The organism is Halostagnicola kamekurae, from assembly GCF_900116205.1.
Classification (GTDB): Archaea; Halobacteriota; Halobacteria; order Halobacteriales; family Natrialbaceae; genus Halostagnicola; species Halostagnicola kamekurae.
The window spans coordinates 249,899-269,901 of sequence record NZ_FOZS01000001.1 but is presented as its reverse complement, the minus strand read 5'-3'; the positions used below and the strand labels follow the sequence as shown (position 1 = coordinate 269,901).

Here is a 20,003-nt window from a genome sequence, read left to right as displayed (position 1 = left end):
AACTTGTCTATCGGATCGGCGAGCGAATGCCGCGAGAGTCGAGCGAAGGCGTCAAATTCGAGCGCCGCCTCGCCTCGAGCGTGCCCGATGCGAGTTCTGGGACGGATCCCGAGTTTCCGGGGCGGCGAAACGTCCTCGAGGCCGAGTGCGCGCGCTGTCCGGCGCTGGTCGACTCCCGCGAGTGCATCTCGTGGGGAACGGGCAGTCACGAGGCGAACATCGTCGTAGTCGGGGAGGCACCCGGCTTCGGCAACCCCGACGCCGATCGCTGGCGGGGCGGCAACTGGACGGGAAAAGCCTACACCTCGAGGCACTCTGGACGGCGGATTCGGTCGATGCTCGAGCGGATCGGCTACGGCGAGGACGCCTATTACACGAACGCCGTCAAGTGCTTTCCCGCCGATTCGGACGACCCGACGACCAACCGGGAGCCGACCGACGAGGAACGGGAAACCTGCCGCACCCACCTGCTGACCGAACTCGAGACGGTCGACCCCGACGCGGTGCTCGCGACCGGCAAACACGCGACGGCGACGGTGCTGGAAGCAGCGGGGAGATCGCTCGAGGGCTTTCTCGAGACCGTCCTCGAGCCGATTCGCTGTGACGGACTCGACGTCTGGCTGGTGCCGATACTGCATCCGTCGTACCAAGACGTCTGGATCGGCCGACTCGGCTACGAACCCGCGGCGTATCTCGAGGCGATTCGGGAGACGCTCGAGGACGTGCTCGAGTGAAGATGCGGGCAAATCACCCGTGATTTATTCTGGCTGACCGCGACACCGGCAACCGCCATGTGCCGCCAGCGAAAGCCGCCGAATCGACGATTCGACTCCTGCTGGCCGACCGCAAGGCGGAGTCGTCGACCATCTACACGACGGCTTTCGGGAACGTACGAATCGTCTGAAACAATCCTCGGAACTGCGCTATGATCCACCAATAATCTACGCCACAAGATCGAAAAAAAATAATAGCCAGTGCTCAAATGTCATCGTATCTATGCTATTGCCACCTTCACACCTGCTTTCTCTCCCCCTACTCAATGTTGGATCGCTGACCCTCCTCGTACTCCCGTTGCTCGTCGAACTTGCGGTACTTGTCCGAGGGATGTACACCCGTGAGCCCACTGACATCGTGCTCGCTACCTTCGCGGTGCCCTGCCTCTTCGTCTCGATGTGGGCCGCCGTGGAGGGTCTGAACTCGTCCGGTGGTGTCTACTGGGGCGGCTTTTTCGGCCTTTTCTCCGTGGCCGTCGCTGGACTTCTGGCGTTTCTCGTCGTGATGGATGCGGTCGTGGGGGCCGTTGTCCGGACACGCGCGACGGAGTAGACTGTGCGTCGACGCGGAACGCCGACAGGGACGTGTCAAGAACTGCTTAGCCGAAAACCGCCAGAAATGTCAAGCTATTAAGTGAGCGTAATCAGTCATCAGTTAGCATGCAACCCTCCACGACTCGTCGAGAACTCCTCATGGCAAGCGGAATAGCCTCGACTATCGCGCTCGCTGGGTGTACAGGCGTATTTTCAAAAAAACTCGCACATGAAGTGCGAATTTATAACAGGGAAGATTTGGCGCATACGTTCTCTGTAACAGTTACAAATGACAAGGAAAGCGTACTCTACCAACGGGAATTCAACTTAGAAGGCGAACAGTCTGAAGAAGTCACTGAACCATTTACTGGAAATCCGACAATACTCTCCGTGGCAATAGACGATGGAAATTCAGTAGAGTATACTTGGCCGACGACGTACTGCGAAGATAAAGCCACAAGATCGGCTGGCGGTGTTAGTATATATCAGACACATGAAGGCGAATTACTTTTTGAGCCCACATGCAATACAATTTACGCAGAATAACGACTCGGTAGAGACAGTCTGTATTTTTGAGTGAAGAACGTTATACAGAATGAGAGCCTGAGCTGTTTCTGCCCGCCCGAATCCCAATAGTATAAGTGACTACCCGACAACAAACAAGATAGAAACCGCGCGTCTACAGTCGCGAGGGGCATGCGCTGAAATGCCCCGGATGGTGAAGACATCCGAGGCGCGGTTTCTAACCCGGATAGGGTTGAAACCATGTTTGCGTTGATTCTACCGAGATATAAACGTCTCGCACGACAGCCGTACCGCTATCAACTGGCCGGCGCGCCCAAAAAGCTGCGCGTGAGGTGTCTATGAGCGAGCAACCTTCGGAGCCAGACGAGCGCGAGCCGTCGTTTCTACCGCGGTGTCCGCGGTGTGACACGCCGGTTACTCGAATCACGAGCCGCGGGCCGACCGAGCACGTCTGTTCGCCGTGTGGCTGTCAGGTCGGTTCACCTGACCTCTGAGGGGTGCTCGAGCAGCAGACCGCCGAAGCTGAGTCCGATACTGATATCCTATTTTCTTGCTCGTGTTGCTGTGAGAGACACGCTCGCTACCGATGCGAACCGAACAGCGCTCCGTGTCCCGTCCGTTTTATCGGCCCGAACTATCCTTCGAGGGGTGGGTTCTCGCCACCGGCCGTGTTTCGGCGGATTCGTAGCCGCTGGACTCCGTCGGCCACCAATCGCGTTACTCGTCCGGCGATACCGGTTCGCCGTCTTCCATCGGCCACTCGAGTTCGACTTCGAACTCGGCCTCGTCGTCCGTGACCTCGTACTCGACTTCCAGTTCGAATCGCTCCGGAACCGCGACCGTGAAACCGTCGTCGCCTTCGATGTCGATCGTCCCGTTCTCCACGCCGTCGGCGACTTCGCGGAGGATCGCCGCACCGTCCGGCCGGCTCATCACTCGCTCACCTTCGCGTTCCGTCTCGTCGTCCGCCGATTCCGCTTCGGTCTCGGGTTCGTCGTTTCCCATACCGGACTTGCAACGACCGCCGATAAAACGTCTCGCCCTTCATATCCGCACACCGGTTCGGTGGTCACCACTTCCATCGAGGTGCCACCGGACGGACCCGTACCGTCTCGAGTGAGACGTCTCTCTCCTGTACCGACCGAGGGCCGCTCGAGCACCCACCAAACTGCCAATCCGGACCGGGTAACCTTCTTACGGCGAGGCGACACACACTGGCGTATGGGAACCATCTTCAGCCAGATCGTCGACGGCGACATTCCCGCACGCATCGTCTACGAGGACGAGACGACAGTGGCCTTCCTCGACGCGAATCCGCTCGCGCCAGGACACACCCTCGTGATTCCCAAAGAGGAGTACGAGCGATTGAACGACGTTCCCGACGACGTCGCGTCCGATCTCTACGCGACGATCCACGAGCTGGTCCCGATCGTCGAGGACAGCGTCGACGCCGACGCGAGCACGGTCGCGTTCAACAACGGCGAGGCGGCCGGCCAGGAAGTACCGCACGTCCACTGTCACATCGTCCCCCGGTTCGAGGGCGACGGCGGCGGCCCGATCCACGCCGTCGCGGGCGACAGACCCGACCTCGCGGACAAGGAGTTAGACGATATCGCCGAGACGATCGAGTCTCGAGTCTGAACGAGACAGGTATCTTATGGGTTCGAGTCTAACGAGCTCGAGCCTGAACGCGAACGATCCGGACCCGGAAGATCGAACGCGAACGAGCCTCGAGCGACTCATTTGTCGGCGAAATTTATCACCTGCGGGATGTAAACAGTACCCATGGGAACGATAGACGTCGACGGGCTGACGAAAGACTACGGAGAGGTCCTCGGGGCGAACGACCTCGCGTTCACCGTCGAGGAGGGCGAGATCTTCGGATTTTTGGGCCCGAACGGAGCCGGCAAGACCACGACGATCCGGCTCCTGCTCGGACTGCTCGAGCCGACGGCCGGAACCGCTCGCGTGCTCGGTGCTGACATTCGCGACGAGCGGGCGCTCATCGAGGCGAAACGCCGGATCGGCTACCTGCCGGCGGATCTGGGCTTCGAGGAAAAGTCGACCGGCAGGCGGGTCCTCGAGTACTTCGGGTCGATCCGGGGCGACAGCCGCCGCGAGGAACTCCTCGAACTGTTCACCCCGCCGCTCGACCGAGAGATACGGGAGTACTCGAGCGGCAACCGACAGATGCTCGCGCTCGTCCAGGCGTTCATGCACGATCCGGACCTGGTCATCATGGACGAGCCGACCTCGGGACTCGACCCGCTGAAACAGGAGCGGCTGCTCGAGTTCCTCCGGGACGAACGCGACCGCGGGACGACGATCTTCTTCTCCTCGCACGTCCTGAGCGAGGTCCGGCGCGTCTGCGATCGCGTTGGCATCCTCCGAGAGGGGCGACTCGTCGCGCTCGAGGACGTCGAGGCCCTGCTCGACCGCGGCGGGAAACAGGTCCGGCTTCGCCTCGCGGAGGGAGAGAACGAGTTCGAGCCGATCGACGGCGCGACCGACCTCGAGCGGGCGGGGCGGTCAGTTACGTTCACCTACACGGGCGAGTACAACGCGTTACTCTCGCACCTGACGAGCTACGACGTGCTCGATGTCGAGATCGACGAGCCCTCACTCGAGACCATCTTCATGCACTACTACGGGACCACGGACGAGGGGAGCGACGCGGCGGCGACCGGCGACCGCGACGAACCGACGGCAGACGGACCGGCGACCGACGAACGCGGCGAACCAGCGGCTGACAAACGCGACGATCCGGCGGCCGACGAACGCAACGAATCGACGACCGACAGCGGTAGCGAGTCGAGGGCCGAGGAACGGCGGTCGACGGACGATTCGGGGGCCGAAAATCGCCCGCGATCGGAGGAGACCGATGCTTGAGATCGCTCGCTACGAAGCCGAACGACGGCTTCGCGGGACGGTCGCGCTCGCGGTCGGAATCGGGGTGCTCTCCCTCGTGTTTCTCGCGTTTTTCCCCTCCTTCGGGGACGCCGACCTCGAGGGGCTCGTCGAGGCCTATCCGCCGGCGTTTCAGGAAGCGTTCGGGATACAGGCCATCGGGACGATCGAGGGCTTTCTCGCCATCGAAGTCTACCAGTTCGTCTGGTTGCTCCTGCTCGGGCTCTACGTCGCCTACGCCGCGGCGAGTTCGATCGCGGGCGACGTCGAGCGCGACCGGATGGATCTCGTCCTCTCGCTGCCGGTCTCGCGAGGTCGGGTGGTCCTCGAGACCTTCGCCGCGCTCTGCGTGCCGGTGCTCGCGCTCAACGCAATCGTTCCGGTCGCCGTCTACGGCGGCGTCCTCGCCATCGGCGAGTCGATCTCGGTCGCGGATCTGGCGATGGTCCATCTCCTCTCGATTCCCTACCTGCTCGCGTGTACGGCGATCGGACTCGCGATATCGGTGGTGGTGACGCGCGCGAGCGTCGCGAGCCGACTCGCCATCGCGACCGTCTTCGTACTGTTCCTGATCGAGTCGATCACCGCCAGCACCGACGGCTACGAGTGGATCGGCTCGATTAGTCCGACTCACTACTACGATCCGACCGCGATCCTCGTCGACGGCACCTACGACTGGGGCGGAGCGGTGGTCTTACTCGCCGCGACGACGGTGCTCGTGTTCCTCGCGAGCGTGCTGTTCGCTCAAGGCGATATCGGATCGTAAGCTCGAAGCGTCGGCTGCCGCGGCGGTTCGCCGACCCCGAACTGCCGTGAGCGTTTTGCCCCTCGAGTGTGAGCCAGAAGTATGAGTCCGGCACGCGGATTTACCAGATTGGCTGCGCTGGCACGGCAACACCCCGTCGCGGCGGCGCTCGAGGTGGCGACGCTTCTCGGCTGTCTCCTGTTGCTCGGCGGAATCGCGCTCGCGATTACGCGAGGACCGCCGACCGGCACCGGGGAGTTGTGGCTCGGGATCATCGCCGGCGGCGCGGCCATCGTGGTCCTCTGGACGGTGCTGGTCCCGTTGTACGAGCGCACGAGCTGAATCGCTTCCGCGAAAACCGATCGACCCCCTGACTACCGATCGAACGACTCGAGTCACGACGAAAAACGGCCGGTCCTAGACGAACAGACCGAAGAGCAGGTCGCCGTAGACCAGCGCGATCACCAGTCCGACGAACACCGGCACCAGAAACGGCGTTCCCGGCGAGATCCAGACCGTCTCTTCTTCTGTCAGGGTCTCGAGCCCAGAGCGTAACTCCGCAGCCGAGGTTCCGTAGGCCGTGTGATCTATGTCCTCGAGGAACGCCTCGGCACCCCACGGGTCGTCGATCGCCGGTTCGGGTTCGTCGGCGGACGATTCGTCGACGAACGACAGTTCCTCGTCGTCGGTCGACCGGTCCGATTTTGCGGGTGTCTGTGGCTGGATCTCGCTCGAGTCGGACTGTCCCGACTCGCCGGGCGGCGACTCGAGGGATTCACCCCCATCGGTTCGAACCGCCGCGCCGACGGCCCCGTCGGTCGGCCGGTTCGGATCGTCGGGCAGCGACTCGGGGTCGCGGTACGTCTCGGGATCGGATCGAACGTCGGCGAGCGAACAGCCCCGCCACCGGAGGTACATGCGCAACGCGTCCAGATCGAGTCCGCGGCGGCTGAGCACGCTCGGCGACTCGAGGAGCGTGCCGTGGGTTTCGGTCGCTCGCTCCCAGGAGATCGGCCAGCCGACGAACATCACCGGTGCGATGCGACCGGAGAGGGCGTTCCGGACGGCGAGTGCGACCGGAATCGCGATGCCGATCAGCACGGCGTTCGTGAGGATCGTAAAGGAGAACGCGCCGACGGGCGTCGTCGACATCGGGAGCCCCACGGAACCGACGACGTACCGCGGGAACGTCGGGAAGAGCAACGCGATGGTCATCAACGCTTTGGCGTCCGCACCGCCGAAGCCGCCGAACCACCAGAACAGGTACGCGAGTGGGACGACGACGCCGAGACTCACCGCAGCCGGCAGGAGAAAGTCCAGAAACCAGACGGTCGAACCGGCCGTCCAGGCGAGCCACCCCTCCCAGACGAGCAGGGCCGCTCCGAGTGCGGACAGCGGAATCCAGACGGTACTCGAGACGCGCCGCGTTTTGAGATCGCGGTACGCGACCCACGCGAAAATCGGGACGGCGAGCAACCGGAGGAGATCGGGGCCTATCGCCGACGAAGCCGAAAGTGTCACACGACCCCCTCTCGAGCGAGAGGGCGTTATAGTTTCGGCCATCTCGAGGCGCTCGAAGCGCGAGTGACTGGCGCGGGAGACTGAATCAGTATCTGGAATGGCAAAACTACCAGACTCTATATATACAATAGTTCTAGATAGATCAAATATATTATTTTCATCGCAGCTCTTTCGAACTCGACAAACAAAATAGTATAAGAGCGCGAGAAGAGGCGTATATAGCTAGTTTCAGCCCGGAAAAGTTCCAGTGAGAGTTGTTATCATGAATCGAATCGCTCGTGAATGAGTCCCAGATATGGATACGAATACAGAGCTTAAACGTATAGTACGCGTGTTTTCGGTCGTTCGGTCGTCCGGAGTGGACAACGAGAACGATGTCGACCAGTCGAACCAAATAGTAGTAAGTTTTCAAATATGACTCATATAATGTCAGATTATATCTATTCACAGGTCGTTCGAGACCGATCGGCGGAAGTCAGCCCACCGTAGCCGGTCGGTCGGTCACTGGCCGTACCGATACTTGATTCTGATCGTATCGGCCGATTCCTCCGCCTCGCGCAGGAGCGTCTGCTGGTAGGACTCGTTCTTGAGCCGGCCGGTCGGGACGGCGATACCGAGACAGGCCTTGAGAGTACCCTCGACGACGATCGGAACCGCGAGCAAACCCATACCATCGACCTGCTGATCCCAGTCGACTGCATACCCCTGCTCTCGAATTTCCGCGAGTTCCTCGAGCAGCGTCTCCCTGTCCGTGATCGTCTGTTCGGTCACCTTCGGGAGGCCGCGCGTCTCGAGAACCTCCTCGAGCCGTTCGTCGGACATGTGAGCGAGGATCGTCTTCCCGGGTGCGTGTGAGTGCGACGGGAACGTCATCCCCGGATAGATACCCAGCTCGAGGGACTGATCTTCGAACTCCTCGTGGAGGATCACGGACCGACCGGCTTCTTCGATCACGAGCGTTACGAGTTCGCCGGTCGCCTCGGTCAGACGCTTGAGTTCGAGTTTCGAGACCTGGTAGATCCGGCTTCGGTACTTGATCCGCGACCCCGTCGAGAGGAACTTGTAACTGAGCGAGTACTCGCCGCCCCGATTGACGACGTAGCCGGTCGACTCGAGGGTCCGCAGATAGACGTGCGCGGTGCTTTTCGGGATCTCCATCCGCGCGGCGATCTCCGACGGGCCCGCGCCGTTGGTTTCCCAGAGCAACCGGATGACGTCGAAGGCCCGCTGGACCGACGTGAGCGAGGGCGTTGCACTTGGCATAAAACTACCAAGTACGTTGTTCCTGTTAAGCCGTTCGGTCATATTGGACGGATCGGTGGTTCGCGGCAAAACGACACGCTTGGACGAGTCCAGAGGAGAGGTGTAGAACGAGTAACTAGATAGCGTCCAACTAAGATAGACGGATTTTCGCAACCGATACATACTGTTTTACAGTAATATGATTGTAACTCGGTGCTGATGCGGCGTTTATTACAGGATAGTTCCTGAAGAATTCGTCATGGCACAGCGTCCAGCCCTGTTTCTAAGTATTTTAGACGGATTTCACTCGAGGTCGCCAACCGAATGGGCTGTCTCCCGAGCCGCCAGCGTTTGGGAGCGATCGGTCGGCATAAATCCACCAATAGACGGCAAAGCGCAGGCGTTCTACGCAGAGGTTCCAAAGATATATGGGATCGAAACACGCAGATTTACGTGATGACGATTGACACGGTGAGACGAGTCGCGGTTCTCGGCGCGGGAAGCATGGGACACGGCATCGCGGAGGTCGCCGCGATCGGCGGCTACGAAGTTACGATGCGCGATATCGAAACAGACCTCGTACAGGACGGCTACGAGAACATCGAGTGGAGCGTCGGAAAGCTCGCGGAGAAGGGCCAGATCGACGAGGACGCCAACGCGGTCCTCGAGCGGATCGAAACCACCACCGATCTGGCCGACGCCGTCTCGGACGCGGATCTGGTGATCGAGGCCGTCCCCGAGCAGATGGATATCAAGAGAGATACCTTCTCGACGGTCGACGAACACGCGCCCGAGCACGCGATTCTGGCGTCGAACACCTCGAGTCTCTCCATCTCGGAGATCGCAACCGCGACCGATCGGCCCGAGCAGGTCGTCGGACTGCACTTTTTCAACCCGCCGGTGAAGATGGACCTCGTCGAGGTCATCCGCGGTGAGGCCACGAGCGAGGAGTACGCCGAGCGCGCCTACGAGTGGGCCGAGTCGGTCGACAAGCGACCGATCCACGTTCACAAAGACGTCCACGGCTTCGTCGTCAACACCGTCCTCGTGCCGTTCATGGAGGAGGCGGCCTGGATGCTCTCGAACGACGAGACGGACGTTCGAACCGCCGACGCGACGATGGTCTACGAGCGGGGCTACCCGATGGGGCCGTTCGAACTCAACGACTTCGGCGGCATCGACATCGGCTATCACTTCCGAGACGCCTCCGACCAGCCCGTTCCGCCCGTGGTCGCCGAGAAGGTCGAAAACGAGCACCTCGGGAAGAAGACCGGGAAGGGGTTCTACGAATACGAAAGCGGCGAGGCGGGTCGCGACGACGCTGACGGCGTCGACTACGGGCCGACCGACGCCGGCGACTTCGACACCCTCCGAACCGAGGCGGTTATGATCAACAACGCGGCGTGGCTCGTCGGCAACGACGTGGCGACGCCCGAAGCGATCGATATCGGACTCCGCCTCGGCGGCAGCTTCCCAGAGGGGATGTGCCGGCGCGGCGACCGCGTCGGCCTCGATGCCGTCCTCGAGAAACTCGAGGAACTACACGCGGAGTACGGTGCCGACCGCTACGAGCCGGCGGAGTACCTCGTCGAACTCGTCGAGGAGGGACACACCGGCGAGGACGCCGGCAAAGGGTTCTACGACTACCGAACGGATCCGCCGTATCACTACCTCGACTGGGAACTCACCGACGAGGGCGTCCTCGACGTGACCCTCGACCGGCAGGAGCGGTTGAACTCGATGTCCGAAGACATGTTCGCCGAGATCGACCGCCTGCTGACCGACGTCGACGTCGACGAGGTGAGCTGCGTCGTCTTCTCGGGCGCTGGAGATCGAGCATTTAGCTCCGGGGCGGACATCACCGGCTTCACCGCCGGCGAACCGGTCGACATCATGGATCCCGACGACGTGTTCACCACCGTCTACGAGTTCGACCGGCCGACGGTCGCGAAGATCGACGGCTTCTGTCTCGGCGCGGGCATCGAACTCGCGCTGGCCTGTGACATCCGGATCGGCAAGGAGGGGTCGACCATCGGCACGCCCGAGACGGATCTCGGCCTGATCCCCGGCGGCGGCGCGACCCAGCGACTCGTCAGGCTCGTCGGCGAGAACCGAGCGAAGGAGATGGTGTTCCGCGGTCTCAAGATCGGTGCCGAGGAAGCCGAAGAGTGGGGCATCCTGAACCACGCCGTCGCCGACGAGGAGTTCGAGGATGTCGTCGACGACGTGGTCTCGGATCTCGTCACCGGCCCGCCGGTCGCGCTCAAGGCCGCGAAGCAGGTCATCAACGACGGACAGGAGGCCAGCCTCGAGACGGCCCTCGAGATGGAAAAGCAGTCGTTCGCCCTGCTGACGACCACCGACGACATGTACGAGGGCGTCACGGCGTTCAGGGAGAACCGCGAGCCGGAGTTTACGGGTGAGTGAGATGACCCGCAACGTCGCAATCGTCGGCGGCGGCACCTCGGACTGGGGCGACCGCGACGCGAGCTGGAAGGACCTCGCCCAAGAGGGCGGGAAGGCGACCTTCGACGCGGTTCCCGATGTCGGTCCCGAAGACATCGAGGGGCTGTTCGTCGGCGCGGTTCAGCCCGAGCGGTTCGCGTTCCAATCGCACGTCGCGCCGCTGGTCGCCGAACTGCTCGGCATCGACGTGACGGAGATGATCGCGCGAACGGAACTGGCCTGTGCAAGTGGCCAGGCCGCGCTTCGCTACGCGTGGCTCGCCATCGCGGCCGGGCAACTCGACACCGCGCTCGTCCTCGGCGTCGAGAAGATGAACCTCGGGAAAGAACAGATGCCCGAGATGCAGGCCTCGATGTCGAACGTGCTCGACCGGGAGTTCGACGGCGTCAACGGGCTCTCCGCGCCGCCGTTTTTCGCCTGGTACGCCCAGCGACACATGCACGAGCACGGCACGACTCGAGAACAGCTCTCGCAAGTCGCGGCCAAGAACAAGTCGAACGCCGCGAAGACGGACTTCGCGCAGTTCCAGCGCGAGATCGATCCCGAGGACGTCGAAGAATCCCCGGAGATCGCACCGCCGCTGCACCTCTATGACTGCAGCGGCATCACGGACGGCGCCTCGGGCGTGATCGTGATGAGCGAGGAGAAAGCCCGCGAAGTCACCGATACGCCCGCCTGGATCACCGGCAGCGGTCAGTCCTCGATGGCGGGTAACTCGATCAACAACCTGCCGTCCTACGACGGGTGGCCGCAGGCCCGCGAGGCCTCCCAGAACGCTTACGAGCAGGCGGGGATCGAGGACCCGCTCGAGGAGATCGACGTCGCCGAGGTCCACGACTGCTTCTCGATCAGCGAGATCATCGAGTACGAGGAACTCGGCTTCTGCGAGCGCGGCGAGGGCGGCCAGTTCATCGAGGACGGCCGGAGCCACATCGACGGGGACGTGGCGGTCAACACGCGCGGCGGCCTGCTCGGCTGTGGCCACCCGCTCGGGGCGACGGGCGTCTCCCAGGCCCTCGAGATCACCCAGCAGTTCCAGGGCACCGTCTCGAGCGACCGGCAAGTCGAAGACGCCACGACCGGGCTCATCCACAACTTGAGCGGCAGCGCGTCAGTTCACAGCGTCATGACGCTGGGGCGTGATCCACAATGACAGACCAGCAAGACACCACCGATTCGACCGATCCGTCCGGCTCGAGCGACGCGAGCGGATCGGTCCCCAGAGAGACCGTATCGATCCCCACGGAGATCGAGCTTCCCGATCTGCTCGATTTCTACGAGCGACAGACGCCAGAGCACACGCAGATCGCCGAGTTCTACGACAACCTCGACGACGGCAGGCTCACGACGACCCGCTGTCGCGACTGTGGCGAGATACACTTCCCGCCGCGAATCGTCTGTCCGGAGTGTACGGGCGACGACCTCGAGTACGTCGACCTGCCTCACGAGGGCGAACTGTTCGCGTTCAGCGAGTCCCGCGGCGGGACGCCGCTTGGCTATCACGACACGTCGCCGTTCGTCGTCGCCATCGTCGATTTGGGCGAGATCAAGCTCTCGGCGCGAATCGACGGCGCTCGATACGACGACCTCGAGATCGGCGATCCGGTCTCGCTGAAGATCGTCGACGTCGAGGGAGGGAGTGCGTCAGAACGGGTCTTTTATCGGTTCGTCCCACGAGGTGACGCACAATGAAAGACTACGAACTCACGCTGCAGGTCATGCTCGATCGGGCGGTCTCCCAGTTCGGCCACAAGGAGATCGTCTCGGAGGAAGAAGACGGAACGACCCATCGCTACACGTACAACGAGGCGGCGGATCGAATGGCTCAGCTCGCGAACGCGCTCGACGAACTCGGCCTCGAGATGGGCAGCCGGGCGTCGGTGATGGCGATCAACCACCACCGCCACTACGAGCTCTACTTCGGGTTGTCCTGTAGCGGCCGGAGCATCCACATGACGAACCACATGCTCCCCGACGAGCACATCGTCGAGATCGTCAACGAGGCCGAAGACGAGGTCGTCTTCGTCGATCCAGCGTTCGTCGAGACCGTCGAGAACGTCGCGGATCAGTTCGAGACCGTCGAGCACTACGTCGTCCTCGACGACGAGGTGCCCGAGACAGACCTCGAGCCGATCCAGTCCTACGAGGAGCTCCTCGACGGTCACGAGACCGACTACGAGTGGCCGGAGATCGACGAGGAACGGGAGGCGGGCATCTGCTACACCTCCGGGACGACCGGACTCCCGAAGGGCGTCGCCTACACCCATCGGAACATCTACCTGCACACGCTGACCCACAGCCACATCGACGTCTTCAAAATCAGCGAGAACGACGCCGTCATGCCCGTCGTGCCGATGTACCACGTCAACGGCTGGGGCCTGCCCTACACCGCGACGCTGTGTGGCTCGAAACTCGTGTTGCCGGGGCCGAAGACCGACTCCGAGCAGATCGCCGAACTGATCGATCGGGAGGGCGTCACAATCACCGCCGCCGTCCCGACGGTCTGGCGCGAGATGGCCAGCTTCTACGACGAGCGCGAGGACATCGAACTCGAGAGCTTAGATCGGGTCCTGACCGGCGGCAGTTCGCCCCCAGAGTGGCTCATGGAGAAGTTCGACAAGGAGATCGGCGCGCCGATCTACCAGGGCTACGGGATGACCGAGGCCGCGCCGAACCTCGTGAACACCATGACCACCACCGAGGTCAAGGAGGAATTAGACGAGAGCGGCCAGTATCAACAGCAGATGAAACCAGGACTGCCCGCTCCAGGCGTGCAGATCCGCCTGCGCGACCAGAACGGCGAGGAGGTCCCCCACGACGGGGAATCCTCCGGCGAGATCCAGGCCCGCGCGCCCTGGCTCATCGACGAGTACTACAACCGACCGGAGGCCACGGCCGAGTCGTTCACCGACGACGGCTGGTTCAAGAGCGGCGACGTCGGCACCATCGACGAGTACGGCTACATAGAGGTCGTCGACCGACTCGACGACATCATCAAGAGCGGCGGCGAGTGGATCTCCTCGATCGAACTCGAGAACGAACTGATGGCCCACGACGCGGTCGAGGAGGCGACGGTCATCAGCGTCGAACACGAGAAGTGGGACGAACGACCGGTCGCCTACGTCGTCGCGTCCGCAGATGACGTGAGCGGCGACGAACTCCGAGCGCACCTCCGCGAGCGCTATCCGAAGTGGTGGATGCCCGATAAGATCGTCTTCGTCGAGGAGATCCCGAAGACGACGACCGGGAAGTTCAACAAGAAGGTCCTGCGCGAGGACTTCGACGAGGAGTACGACGGACTGCCACTCGAGGAGTAACGGATCGGATCGACTCGGTTCGGTAGATTCGGAACGGCGGACTCGATTCGTTCTTCATACGCAGTTTCTCGACTCGAAGTTCGGTGACGACCTCGAGCGCGTCGTCAGCCGGCGTTCGAATCGCCCTCGGCGCGCCCGAGATCAATCGACGACTGGAAGCGTCAGCCGAGAACGTCGGTCCTCGTCGTGGAGTACCTGCTGTGTCGCAGACTGTACGTCGTCTTCGGTCGCTTTCGAAATCTCGTCGATTTCTGCGTTCGGATTGCGGTCGAACCGCGGAAAGTTGCTGCTACTCAGTTCCAATCGGATGCGATGGCCCTGAGCGAACGTGTGTGCGGTCGGCCAGAGGTCGAGGTCGAACTCGTAGACGGTTCCCGGCGTCATGAACGACGGGTCCTCAAGCGACTCGCGGTAGCGAGCGCGGACGACGCCTTCGGTGATGTTCGCGGCGTATCCGTCGGGCTCGACGTCGACGAGTTTCGCCGTGAAGTCGGTGTCCGGTGCGGAACTCGAGGCGAAAAGCGCGACCGACGGTTGCCCGGCGACAGAAACCGGCTCCGGCAGTGCTTCGGACGTGTAGACGAGCACGTCCGCGCGTTCCTCGACAGTAGATTGATCCCTGACCCCCGGCGGAACGACCGCTGGGTTCAATACTGGACCGCCGACAGAGGGAACCGGATCTGTGGGATCGTACTCGTAACTATCGACGGTTGAACCGGACTTTACGGACGACTCGGTCAGTTTTCCGTCGCCGTGTCTCGAGTTCGCTCCGTCGTCGCTCGTCAAGAAATACGTCGTCGGCTCGTGATCCGGCGGCCACCGAGTGTCTTCGCGCCACTCGTCGTCTCCCATCTGGAAGTATTCGACATCGGGGTACCTCGTGGCCCCGGTCTCTTCGCCCTTGAGGTGGTGGTCGAACCAGGGGAGAATCCGTTCGGACACCATCGTTGACGCGCTCTGGTCGCCGAAGTCGCGGTCTCCAACGGTCGTCTCCGACGTTCCGAATGTCAGGTGGTCCCACGGGCCGATTATCATGTGGTGGTTTTCGCGCATCCGTTCGCTACCGTCGTCCTGAATCGAGCGATACACCTCGGTATGGCCGGTCAAGAAGATATCGTACCAGCCGCCGGCGTGTAAGACCGGGAGATCGACGCCGTCGATCCCCTTCGTGACGTCGAGTTCCGCCCAGAACTCGTCGTACGTCGAGTGCTGGTGCCAGTCGTGCCAGTACGGTGCGAGTTCGTCGAAGCTGGGTATCTCCTCGAGGGGACGGTATCGCATGTACTCCATCGGATTCGCGGCGACCTCCTCGGTGAACGTCTCGATCGCTTCCGGATCGGCGTCCTCGAGTTGGCCGCCCTCCATTCCCTGAGAGATGACCTGCATCGTCCACCCGAACGCACTGGCGAGTTCGAACGCGCCGCTGGGATACTTGATGTGTTCGTAGTAATCGCTGGGTGTGATCATCGGAGCGATCGCCTCGAGGGCCGGCGGGTCGGCCAACGCCGCCTGCCAGGTCGTCATTCCGACGTAGGAACTGCCCAGCATGCCGACCTGTCCGTCGCTCCACGATCGGTCGGCGATCCACTCGATCGTATCGTATCCGTCTTCGGCTTCGAAGACGAACGGATCGAACGTCCCGTCCGAATCGAATCGGCCACGGACGTCCTGTAAAACGACGGCATACCCGTTCTCGACTGCGATGTCGGTCCCGGCAGGGATACTTTCCTCGGCTTTGTTGTAGGGCGTTCGCATCAGCAGGGCCGGATACTCGCCGTCGGCCGCCGGTCGATAGATATCCGTCGCGAGTTCCACGCCGTCGCGCATCTCGATCATGACGTTCGATTCGGTCCGTCCGTCTACCGGGCCCTCGGACGTCTCCTCGGATTCGAAGCATCCGGCGATTCCCGTCGTCGCTCCGGCACCGAGCAACAGCAGTAATCGGCGTCGACGCAGACGCGTGTGGCTGTCTAAATGCATTCAAGTATCGAGTTATATGGTAACATACATAAAGATATCTTACGCGACCAACACAATCAGCTAACGGATGTGTCCCGCTCGGGAATGTCTCTAAACGATCGAGATTATCAAGCCAGACGGCCGTGGTGAATCGTCTCAGGCGCCCAAGACGACTTTCGTGTAGTAGCCCGAAAAGGGACGGCTACAGTTCCGACTCGAGTTCCGCGACCTCGTCTCTGACTTCGCGGACCTTCGCGGCCTGCTGGTCGTTCGTTTCCGCGAGCGTCTCGATTTCGGCGGCGACGGCTTCGATCTGCTCGAGGGAGTTGCCGAGCATCGTCGTGACCTCCTGTGCGGTGGCGGCCTGGTCGTCGGTGGCGTCGGCGATCTGTTCGATCCCGGTCGTTGCCTCGCCCACGGCGGATTTGATCTCCGATTGTTTTTCGTCGACGGCTCTGGCTCGCTCGATGGCGTCGTCGACGCGCTCGATCGTCGTCTCGACGTTGTCGATGGTTTCCGTGGTGTTCTGGGTAACGTCGTCGACGATCTCCTCGATCGTTCCGACCTCGCCTTTCGACTGGTCGGCGAGCGCTTTGACCTCGTCGGCGACGACGGCGAAGCCCGCCGCGCCGGAGTCGACCTGCGCGGCCTGGATGTTAGCGTTGACCGCCAGCAGATTGGTCTCGTCGGCGATCTGGTCGATCACGTCGACGACTTTGTCGATCTCTTGCATCCGCTGTTCTAGGTTCTGGGTCGTCGCAGAAAGCGTGTCGGTCGCGTCGCGGACGTCGTCGATGATCGAGACGATATCGGCGGTCGCGTCCTTCGATTCGTCGGCGAGTTCGGCGGCAGTCTGACTCTGGCTGCTGACCTCCTCGGCGCTGGCGGAGATCTCCTCGACGGTCGCCGACAGCGACTCCATCTCGTTTCGCACCTCCGCGAGGTTCTCGACCTGCGCCGCGGCCAGTTCGTCGACCTCGTCGGTCGTCTCCGCGTTCGTCTCCGCGGCGGCCAGCAGTTCGTCGACCGCGCCGTCGACGATGTCGCTGATCGCCGTCTGTACCTCCTCGAGTTCGTCGCGCTGTTCGACCAGTTCCGTCACGATCGTGATGTACTCGAAGGCACCGATCGACTCGCCCTCGGGCGTTCGAAGCGGAACGCCGGCCGTGCGGATGTGCCACTGATCGTCCGGCGGGCCGCCGGATCGGATCTCCGACTCCTGAATCGCTTCGCCCGTTCTGGCGATCTCTTCGGCCAGCGTCTCCTCGACGCCCTCGGTGCCGATCACGTCCAGCGCCTGTTCGCCGAGCGCGTCGCCGTCGGAAACGCCGGTTAACTCCGCGCTCTCGTCGTTCCAGTGGGTGATCGCACCGTCGTCGTTGACGACGAGAATCGGTTCCGGAAACTCCTCGACCAGCCCTTCGAAGAGCGATCGCCAGAAATCACGTTCCGCTCGCACGGCTTCGATCGATTCTTCGCCCGCGCCGTCGGGCGACTCGAGGCGGTCTGGGAGCAAGAGACGTCTGCCAGTCATTCGCGAACTTGTTCACAGAGGGTGGAAATATAACTACTGGCCGGGCGGACGAAACGAAGGTCCGGCGAACGAGTCGCCGAAAACGGGGCGGCCGGACTCGCAACTCGGCGTCCGCGGGATCGAGTCGAGAACGTTGCTGCGTGCGCTCGCGTGTCGAAGGGCGCGATCGAAACGAAAAGAGCCGCGTCAGGTCGGCAGTTCCCGGCCGTAGAAGCCGGTCGGCTTGTAGAGCAACACGAGGATGATCAGAATCAGCGCCGTCATGCCGCTCAGCCGCGGCGAGATGGCGGACGTAGTGAACACCTCGAGAAAGCCGATGACGTACGCGGCGATGAGGCTTCCCCGAATCGAGCCGATACCGCCGAGGATGACGATCGCGAACGCGAGCGTCAGCGGCGTCATTCCCATGTCGTAGGAGGCGGCGCGGAAGGTGCCGTAGAGAACGCCGGCCGAGCCCGCGAAGACACCCGCAAGCGCCCAGACCAGGAGCGTGATCCTGTCGGTGTCGATACCGACCAGCGCCGCCCCTTTCTCGTTCATCCCCGTCGCGATGATGGCCTGTCCGTGCTTCGTGTGGTTGATGAAGACGAACAGGCCGATGATGAACAGCCACGAGACGGCGAAGATCAGCAGGTTGTTGTAGAGAAAGGAGACGCCCCCGATGGACGTGGCGCCGTCGAGCATTGACGGGACCGATCGCGGATTGGTGCCGACCGCCGCCCGGAAGGAGTACTCGATGACCAGCCAGGACAGCAGCGTGATGATTAGGACGTTGACCGGGTCCTCCGTGTGTTTGACCAGCAAACTATGCAGGATGACGTGAAAGAGCGCACCGGTGACGGCGGCCGCAAGCAGACCGATCCAGACGCCGTAGCCCATGCCGGCGACGTACCAGGCGGTGAACGCACCGATCGTAATGGTTCCGCCGTGGGCGAGGTTCGCCTGTCCCGCGACGCCGAACACCAGCGTGAACCCGATCGCGATGAGCGCGTACAGCGAACCGAGGATGAGCGTGTTCGCTGCGATACCGACGATGTCGACCATGCGTCAGAACCACGCTGGTTCCTGGTAGTCCGACGTCGCCAGGTCTTCTGGGTAAATGACTTCCTGCACACCGTTTCCGTCGTCGTTGACCTGCCACTGGAAGTTTACCCGGCGAAGGCGGTCCTCGCCGAACTTCGCGTCGTGGGGGAACTCGCTGTCTTCGCCGTTGAACTCGATCGTTCCGCGCGTTCCCTTGTAGGTATGTGAGGCGAGTGCCGGAACGATCGTCTCGGAGTCGGTCGTCTCCTCCTGTGCGACGACTTCGGCCCACATCTTGATGCCGTCGTAGGTGGCGTAGGAGAAGGCGTCGTTCGGGTAGACCCCGTACTCGTCGTAGTAGTTCTGCGCGAACGTCGTCGTCTGATCGGAGAGTTCCGCCTTGTGGACGCCGGGCGTGTTACTCATCGCGAACTCGGTCGCGCCGTCGAACGCTTCGTGTGCGCCCGGATCGTTGATCTGCGAGATCAGGCCCGCGATGGCGAAGTCCCGTTCCTCGTCGCGCCACTGAATCTGTGCGGGGCCGGCGGTGTGAGCCATACTCATCAAGACCGCGTCGACGCCTTCGGACTCGAGGCTGTCGAAAAGCGGCGTGAAGTTGTCGGTGTTGCCGGGGTAGCGCTCGTTGTACGGAACGTCGATACCCTGTTCCTCGAGCAGTCCGGGGAGATCGTCGGAGAACGGCTGGGTCCACTCGAACTCCTCGTTGAGCACGCCGATCGTGTCCCAATCCTCCGCTTCGTGCATGTAGCCGGCGAACTCGGCGACCGACTCCACCCAGATTTCCGCGTTTCCGTAGGGGCGGAAGTGGTACTTGTACTGATCGTAGTCCTCGGCGAGGAACCGCGAGATCTCCGGCGACGTGTTTCCACCGCTGATGTGGACGACCTCGTGCTGGGCGACGTTATCCATGAGATTGATCATTATCTCGGTCTGGAACACGCCCGTCGTCATATCGACGCCGTCCTCGACGACGAACTCGAGATAGCGGTCCTCGGCGGTCGTCGTGTCACCCTGCGTGTTAGCGACGTGAAGTTCGATATCCTCGCCGAGCAACCCGCCGTCGTCGTTGAGTTCGTCGACCGCCATTTGAGCCGCCTGTTCCTGTGCAGTTCCTTGCGGGGCGCTTCCCGGTTCGAACGCGAGAAGCCCGATCTGGACGCCACTTCCGCCGCCGCGACTGTCTGTCCCACCGAGACAGCCGGCGACGCCGACGGTCGCTCCTGCACCGATCATTCCGACAAACTGCCGTCTGTCGATACCCTGGGTTGCGTTATCACGCATAATTGCTGAGATGCGCACCATCCTAAATAAGTGTGTTGGTAACACACCTGATCGTCGATACCGAACCGATAACAAGATATAAGTACCATGTTGAGACTTCTCTAACGAGAGGGTAAGTGATGACATGACACGTTTAGATCTCGAACCACGGCACA

At 62.2% G+C, this 20,003-nt stretch carries 19 protein-coding genes and 1 pseudogene; 13 read left to right on the top strand and 7 right to left on the bottom strand.

The genetic code is table 11. The features are described 5' to 3' along the window. Positions 1 to 26: 26 nt before the first annotated feature. From BM348_RS01340 to BM348_RS21030, 5 genes and pseudogenes are all read left to right on the top strand, one after another. The gene (locus tag BM348_RS01340; RefSeq protein WP_092903530.1) at positions 27 to 734 is read left to right on the top strand and encodes a uracil-DNA glycosylase; all 708 of its coding nucleotides are present in this window, start codon (positions 27 to 29) and stop codon (positions 732 to 734) included. A gap of 23 nt (positions 735 to 757) precedes the next feature. Next, positions 758 to 883 (top strand): annotated as a pseudogene (locus BM348_RS20495) (IS1595 family transposase); the annotation flags it as partial. A 188-nt stretch (positions 884 to 1,071) separates the two neighbouring features. Continuing rightward, positions 1,072 to 1,326, top strand: a complete 255-nt coding sequence (locus tag BM348_RS01335; RefSeq protein ID WP_245779377.1) for a hypothetical protein — start codon at positions 1,072 to 1,074, stop codon at positions 1,324 to 1,326. Positions 1,327 to 1,433: 107 nt separating this feature from the next. Beyond that, positions 1,434 to 1,853, top strand: a complete 420-nt coding sequence (locus BM348_RS01330) for a hypothetical protein (protein ID WP_092900909.1) — start codon at positions 1,434 to 1,436, stop codon at positions 1,851 to 1,853. A gap of 317 nt (positions 1,854 to 2,170) precedes the next feature. Then, positions 2,171 to 2,326 (top strand): hypothetical protein, encoded by a 156-nt coding sequence (locus BM348_RS21030; protein WP_175507077.1) that lies wholly within the window; start codon positions 2,171 to 2,173, stop codon positions 2,324 to 2,326. 223 nt (positions 2,327 to 2,549) lie between these two features. On the opposite strand, the gene BM348_RS01325 is transcribed toward BM348_RS21030, so the two are convergent. Beyond that, on the bottom strand, positions 2,550 to 2,837 hold the full coding sequence (locus tag BM348_RS01325) for an amphi-Trp domain-containing protein (protein WP_092900906.1): 288 nt from the start codon (positions 2,835 to 2,837) through the stop codon (positions 2,550 to 2,552). Positions 2,838 to 3,053: 216 nt separating this feature from the next. On the opposite strand from BM348_RS01325, the gene BM348_RS01320 reads away from it, so the two are divergent. The 4 genes from BM348_RS01320 to BM348_RS01305 all read left to right on the top strand — a co-directional run bounded on the left by BM348_RS01320 (position 3,054) and on the right by BM348_RS01305 (position 5,826). Continuing rightward, positions 3,054 to 3,473 (top strand): HIT family protein, encoded by a 420-nt coding sequence (locus tag BM348_RS01320; RefSeq protein WP_092900903.1) that lies wholly within the window; start codon positions 3,054 to 3,056, stop codon positions 3,471 to 3,473. 144 nt (positions 3,474 to 3,617) lie between these two features. Beyond that, positions 3,618 to 4,721, top strand: coding sequence for an ABC transporter ATP-binding protein (locus tag BM348_RS01315; protein WP_092900900.1), 1,104 nt, complete (start codon positions 3,618 to 3,620; stop codon positions 4,719 to 4,721). Continuing rightward, positions 4,714 to 5,505, top strand: a complete 792-nt coding sequence (locus tag BM348_RS01310) for an ABC transporter permease subunit (protein ID WP_092900897.1) — start codon at positions 4,714 to 4,716, stop codon at positions 5,503 to 5,505. The genes BM348_RS01315 and BM348_RS01310 overlap by 8 nt, the downstream gene beginning before the upstream one ends. Before the next feature lie 81 nt (positions 5,506 to 5,586). Continuing rightward, positions 5,587 to 5,826, top strand: a complete 240-nt coding sequence (locus BM348_RS01305; protein WP_092900894.1) for a hypothetical protein — start codon at positions 5,587 to 5,589, stop codon at positions 5,824 to 5,826. Between the two features lie 75 nt (positions 5,827 to 5,901). Here the strand turns inward: BM348_RS01305 and BM348_RS01300 are convergent, their stop codons facing one another. Beyond that, complete coding sequence (locus tag BM348_RS01300; protein ID WP_092900890.1) at positions 5,902 to 7,005, bottom strand: A24 family peptidase; 1,104 nt, start codon at positions 7,003 to 7,005, stop codon at positions 5,902 to 5,904. Positions 7,006 to 7,506: 501 nt separating this feature from the next. Further along, entirely contained in the window at positions 7,507 to 8,268 is a 762-nt protein-coding gene (locus BM348_RS01295) for an IclR family transcriptional regulator (RefSeq protein WP_092900887.1), read from the bottom strand. A 435-nt stretch (positions 8,269 to 8,703) separates the two neighbouring features. Between BM348_RS01295 and BM348_RS01290 the strand changes: the two genes are divergently transcribed. The 4 genes from BM348_RS01290 to BM348_RS01275 are packed head-to-tail and all read left to right on the top strand — an operon-like array spanning position 8,704 to position 14,030. Further along, positions 8,704 to 10,674, top strand: a complete 1,971-nt coding sequence (locus BM348_RS01290) for a 3-hydroxyacyl-CoA dehydrogenase/enoyl-CoA hydratase family protein (RefSeq protein ID WP_092900884.1) — start codon at positions 8,704 to 8,706, stop codon at positions 10,672 to 10,674. A 1-nt stretch (position 10,675) separates the two neighbouring features. After that, entirely contained in the window at positions 10,676 to 11,866 is a 1,191-nt protein-coding gene (locus tag BM348_RS01285) for a thiolase C-terminal domain-containing protein (protein ID WP_092900881.1), read from the top strand. Next, positions 11,863 to 12,405, top strand: coding sequence for a Zn-ribbon domain-containing OB-fold protein (locus tag BM348_RS01280; RefSeq protein WP_092900878.1), 543 nt, complete (start codon positions 11,863 to 11,865; stop codon positions 12,403 to 12,405). The genes BM348_RS01285 and BM348_RS01280 overlap by 4 nt, the downstream gene beginning before the upstream one ends. Next, positions 12,402 to 14,030: a long-chain fatty acid--CoA ligase gene (locus BM348_RS01275; protein ID WP_092900875.1), complete on the top strand. Its 1,629-nt coding sequence runs from the start codon at positions 12,402 to 12,404 to the stop codon at positions 14,028 to 14,030. Before BM348_RS01280 ends, BM348_RS01275 begins: the two co-directional genes overlap by 4 nt. Before the next feature lie 141 nt (positions 14,031 to 14,171). Here the strand turns inward: BM348_RS01275 and BM348_RS01270 are convergent, their stop codons facing one another. From BM348_RS01270 to BM348_RS01255, 4 genes are all read right to left on the bottom strand, one after another. Continuing rightward, entirely contained in the window at positions 14,172 to 16,010 is a 1,839-nt protein-coding gene (locus tag BM348_RS01270; RefSeq protein WP_092900872.1) for a CocE/NonD family hydrolase, read from the bottom strand. 181 nt (positions 16,011 to 16,191) lie between these two features. Further along, complete coding sequence (locus BM348_RS01265) at positions 16,192 to 17,523, bottom strand: methyl-accepting chemotaxis protein (protein ID WP_092900868.1); 1,332 nt, start codon at positions 17,521 to 17,523, stop codon at positions 16,192 to 16,194. A 186-nt stretch (positions 17,524 to 17,709) separates the two neighbouring features. Further along, positions 17,710 to 18,567: a branched-chain amino acid ABC transporter permease gene (locus BM348_RS01260; protein WP_092900865.1), complete on the bottom strand. Its 858-nt coding sequence runs from the start codon at positions 18,565 to 18,567 to the stop codon at positions 17,710 to 17,712. A gap of 3 nt (positions 18,568 to 18,570) precedes the next feature. Next, complete coding sequence (locus BM348_RS01255) at positions 18,571 to 19,848, bottom strand: ABC transporter substrate-binding protein (RefSeq protein ID WP_175507076.1); 1,278 nt, start codon at positions 19,846 to 19,848, stop codon at positions 18,571 to 18,573. Between the last annotated feature and the right edge of the window lie 155 nt (positions 19,849 to 20,003).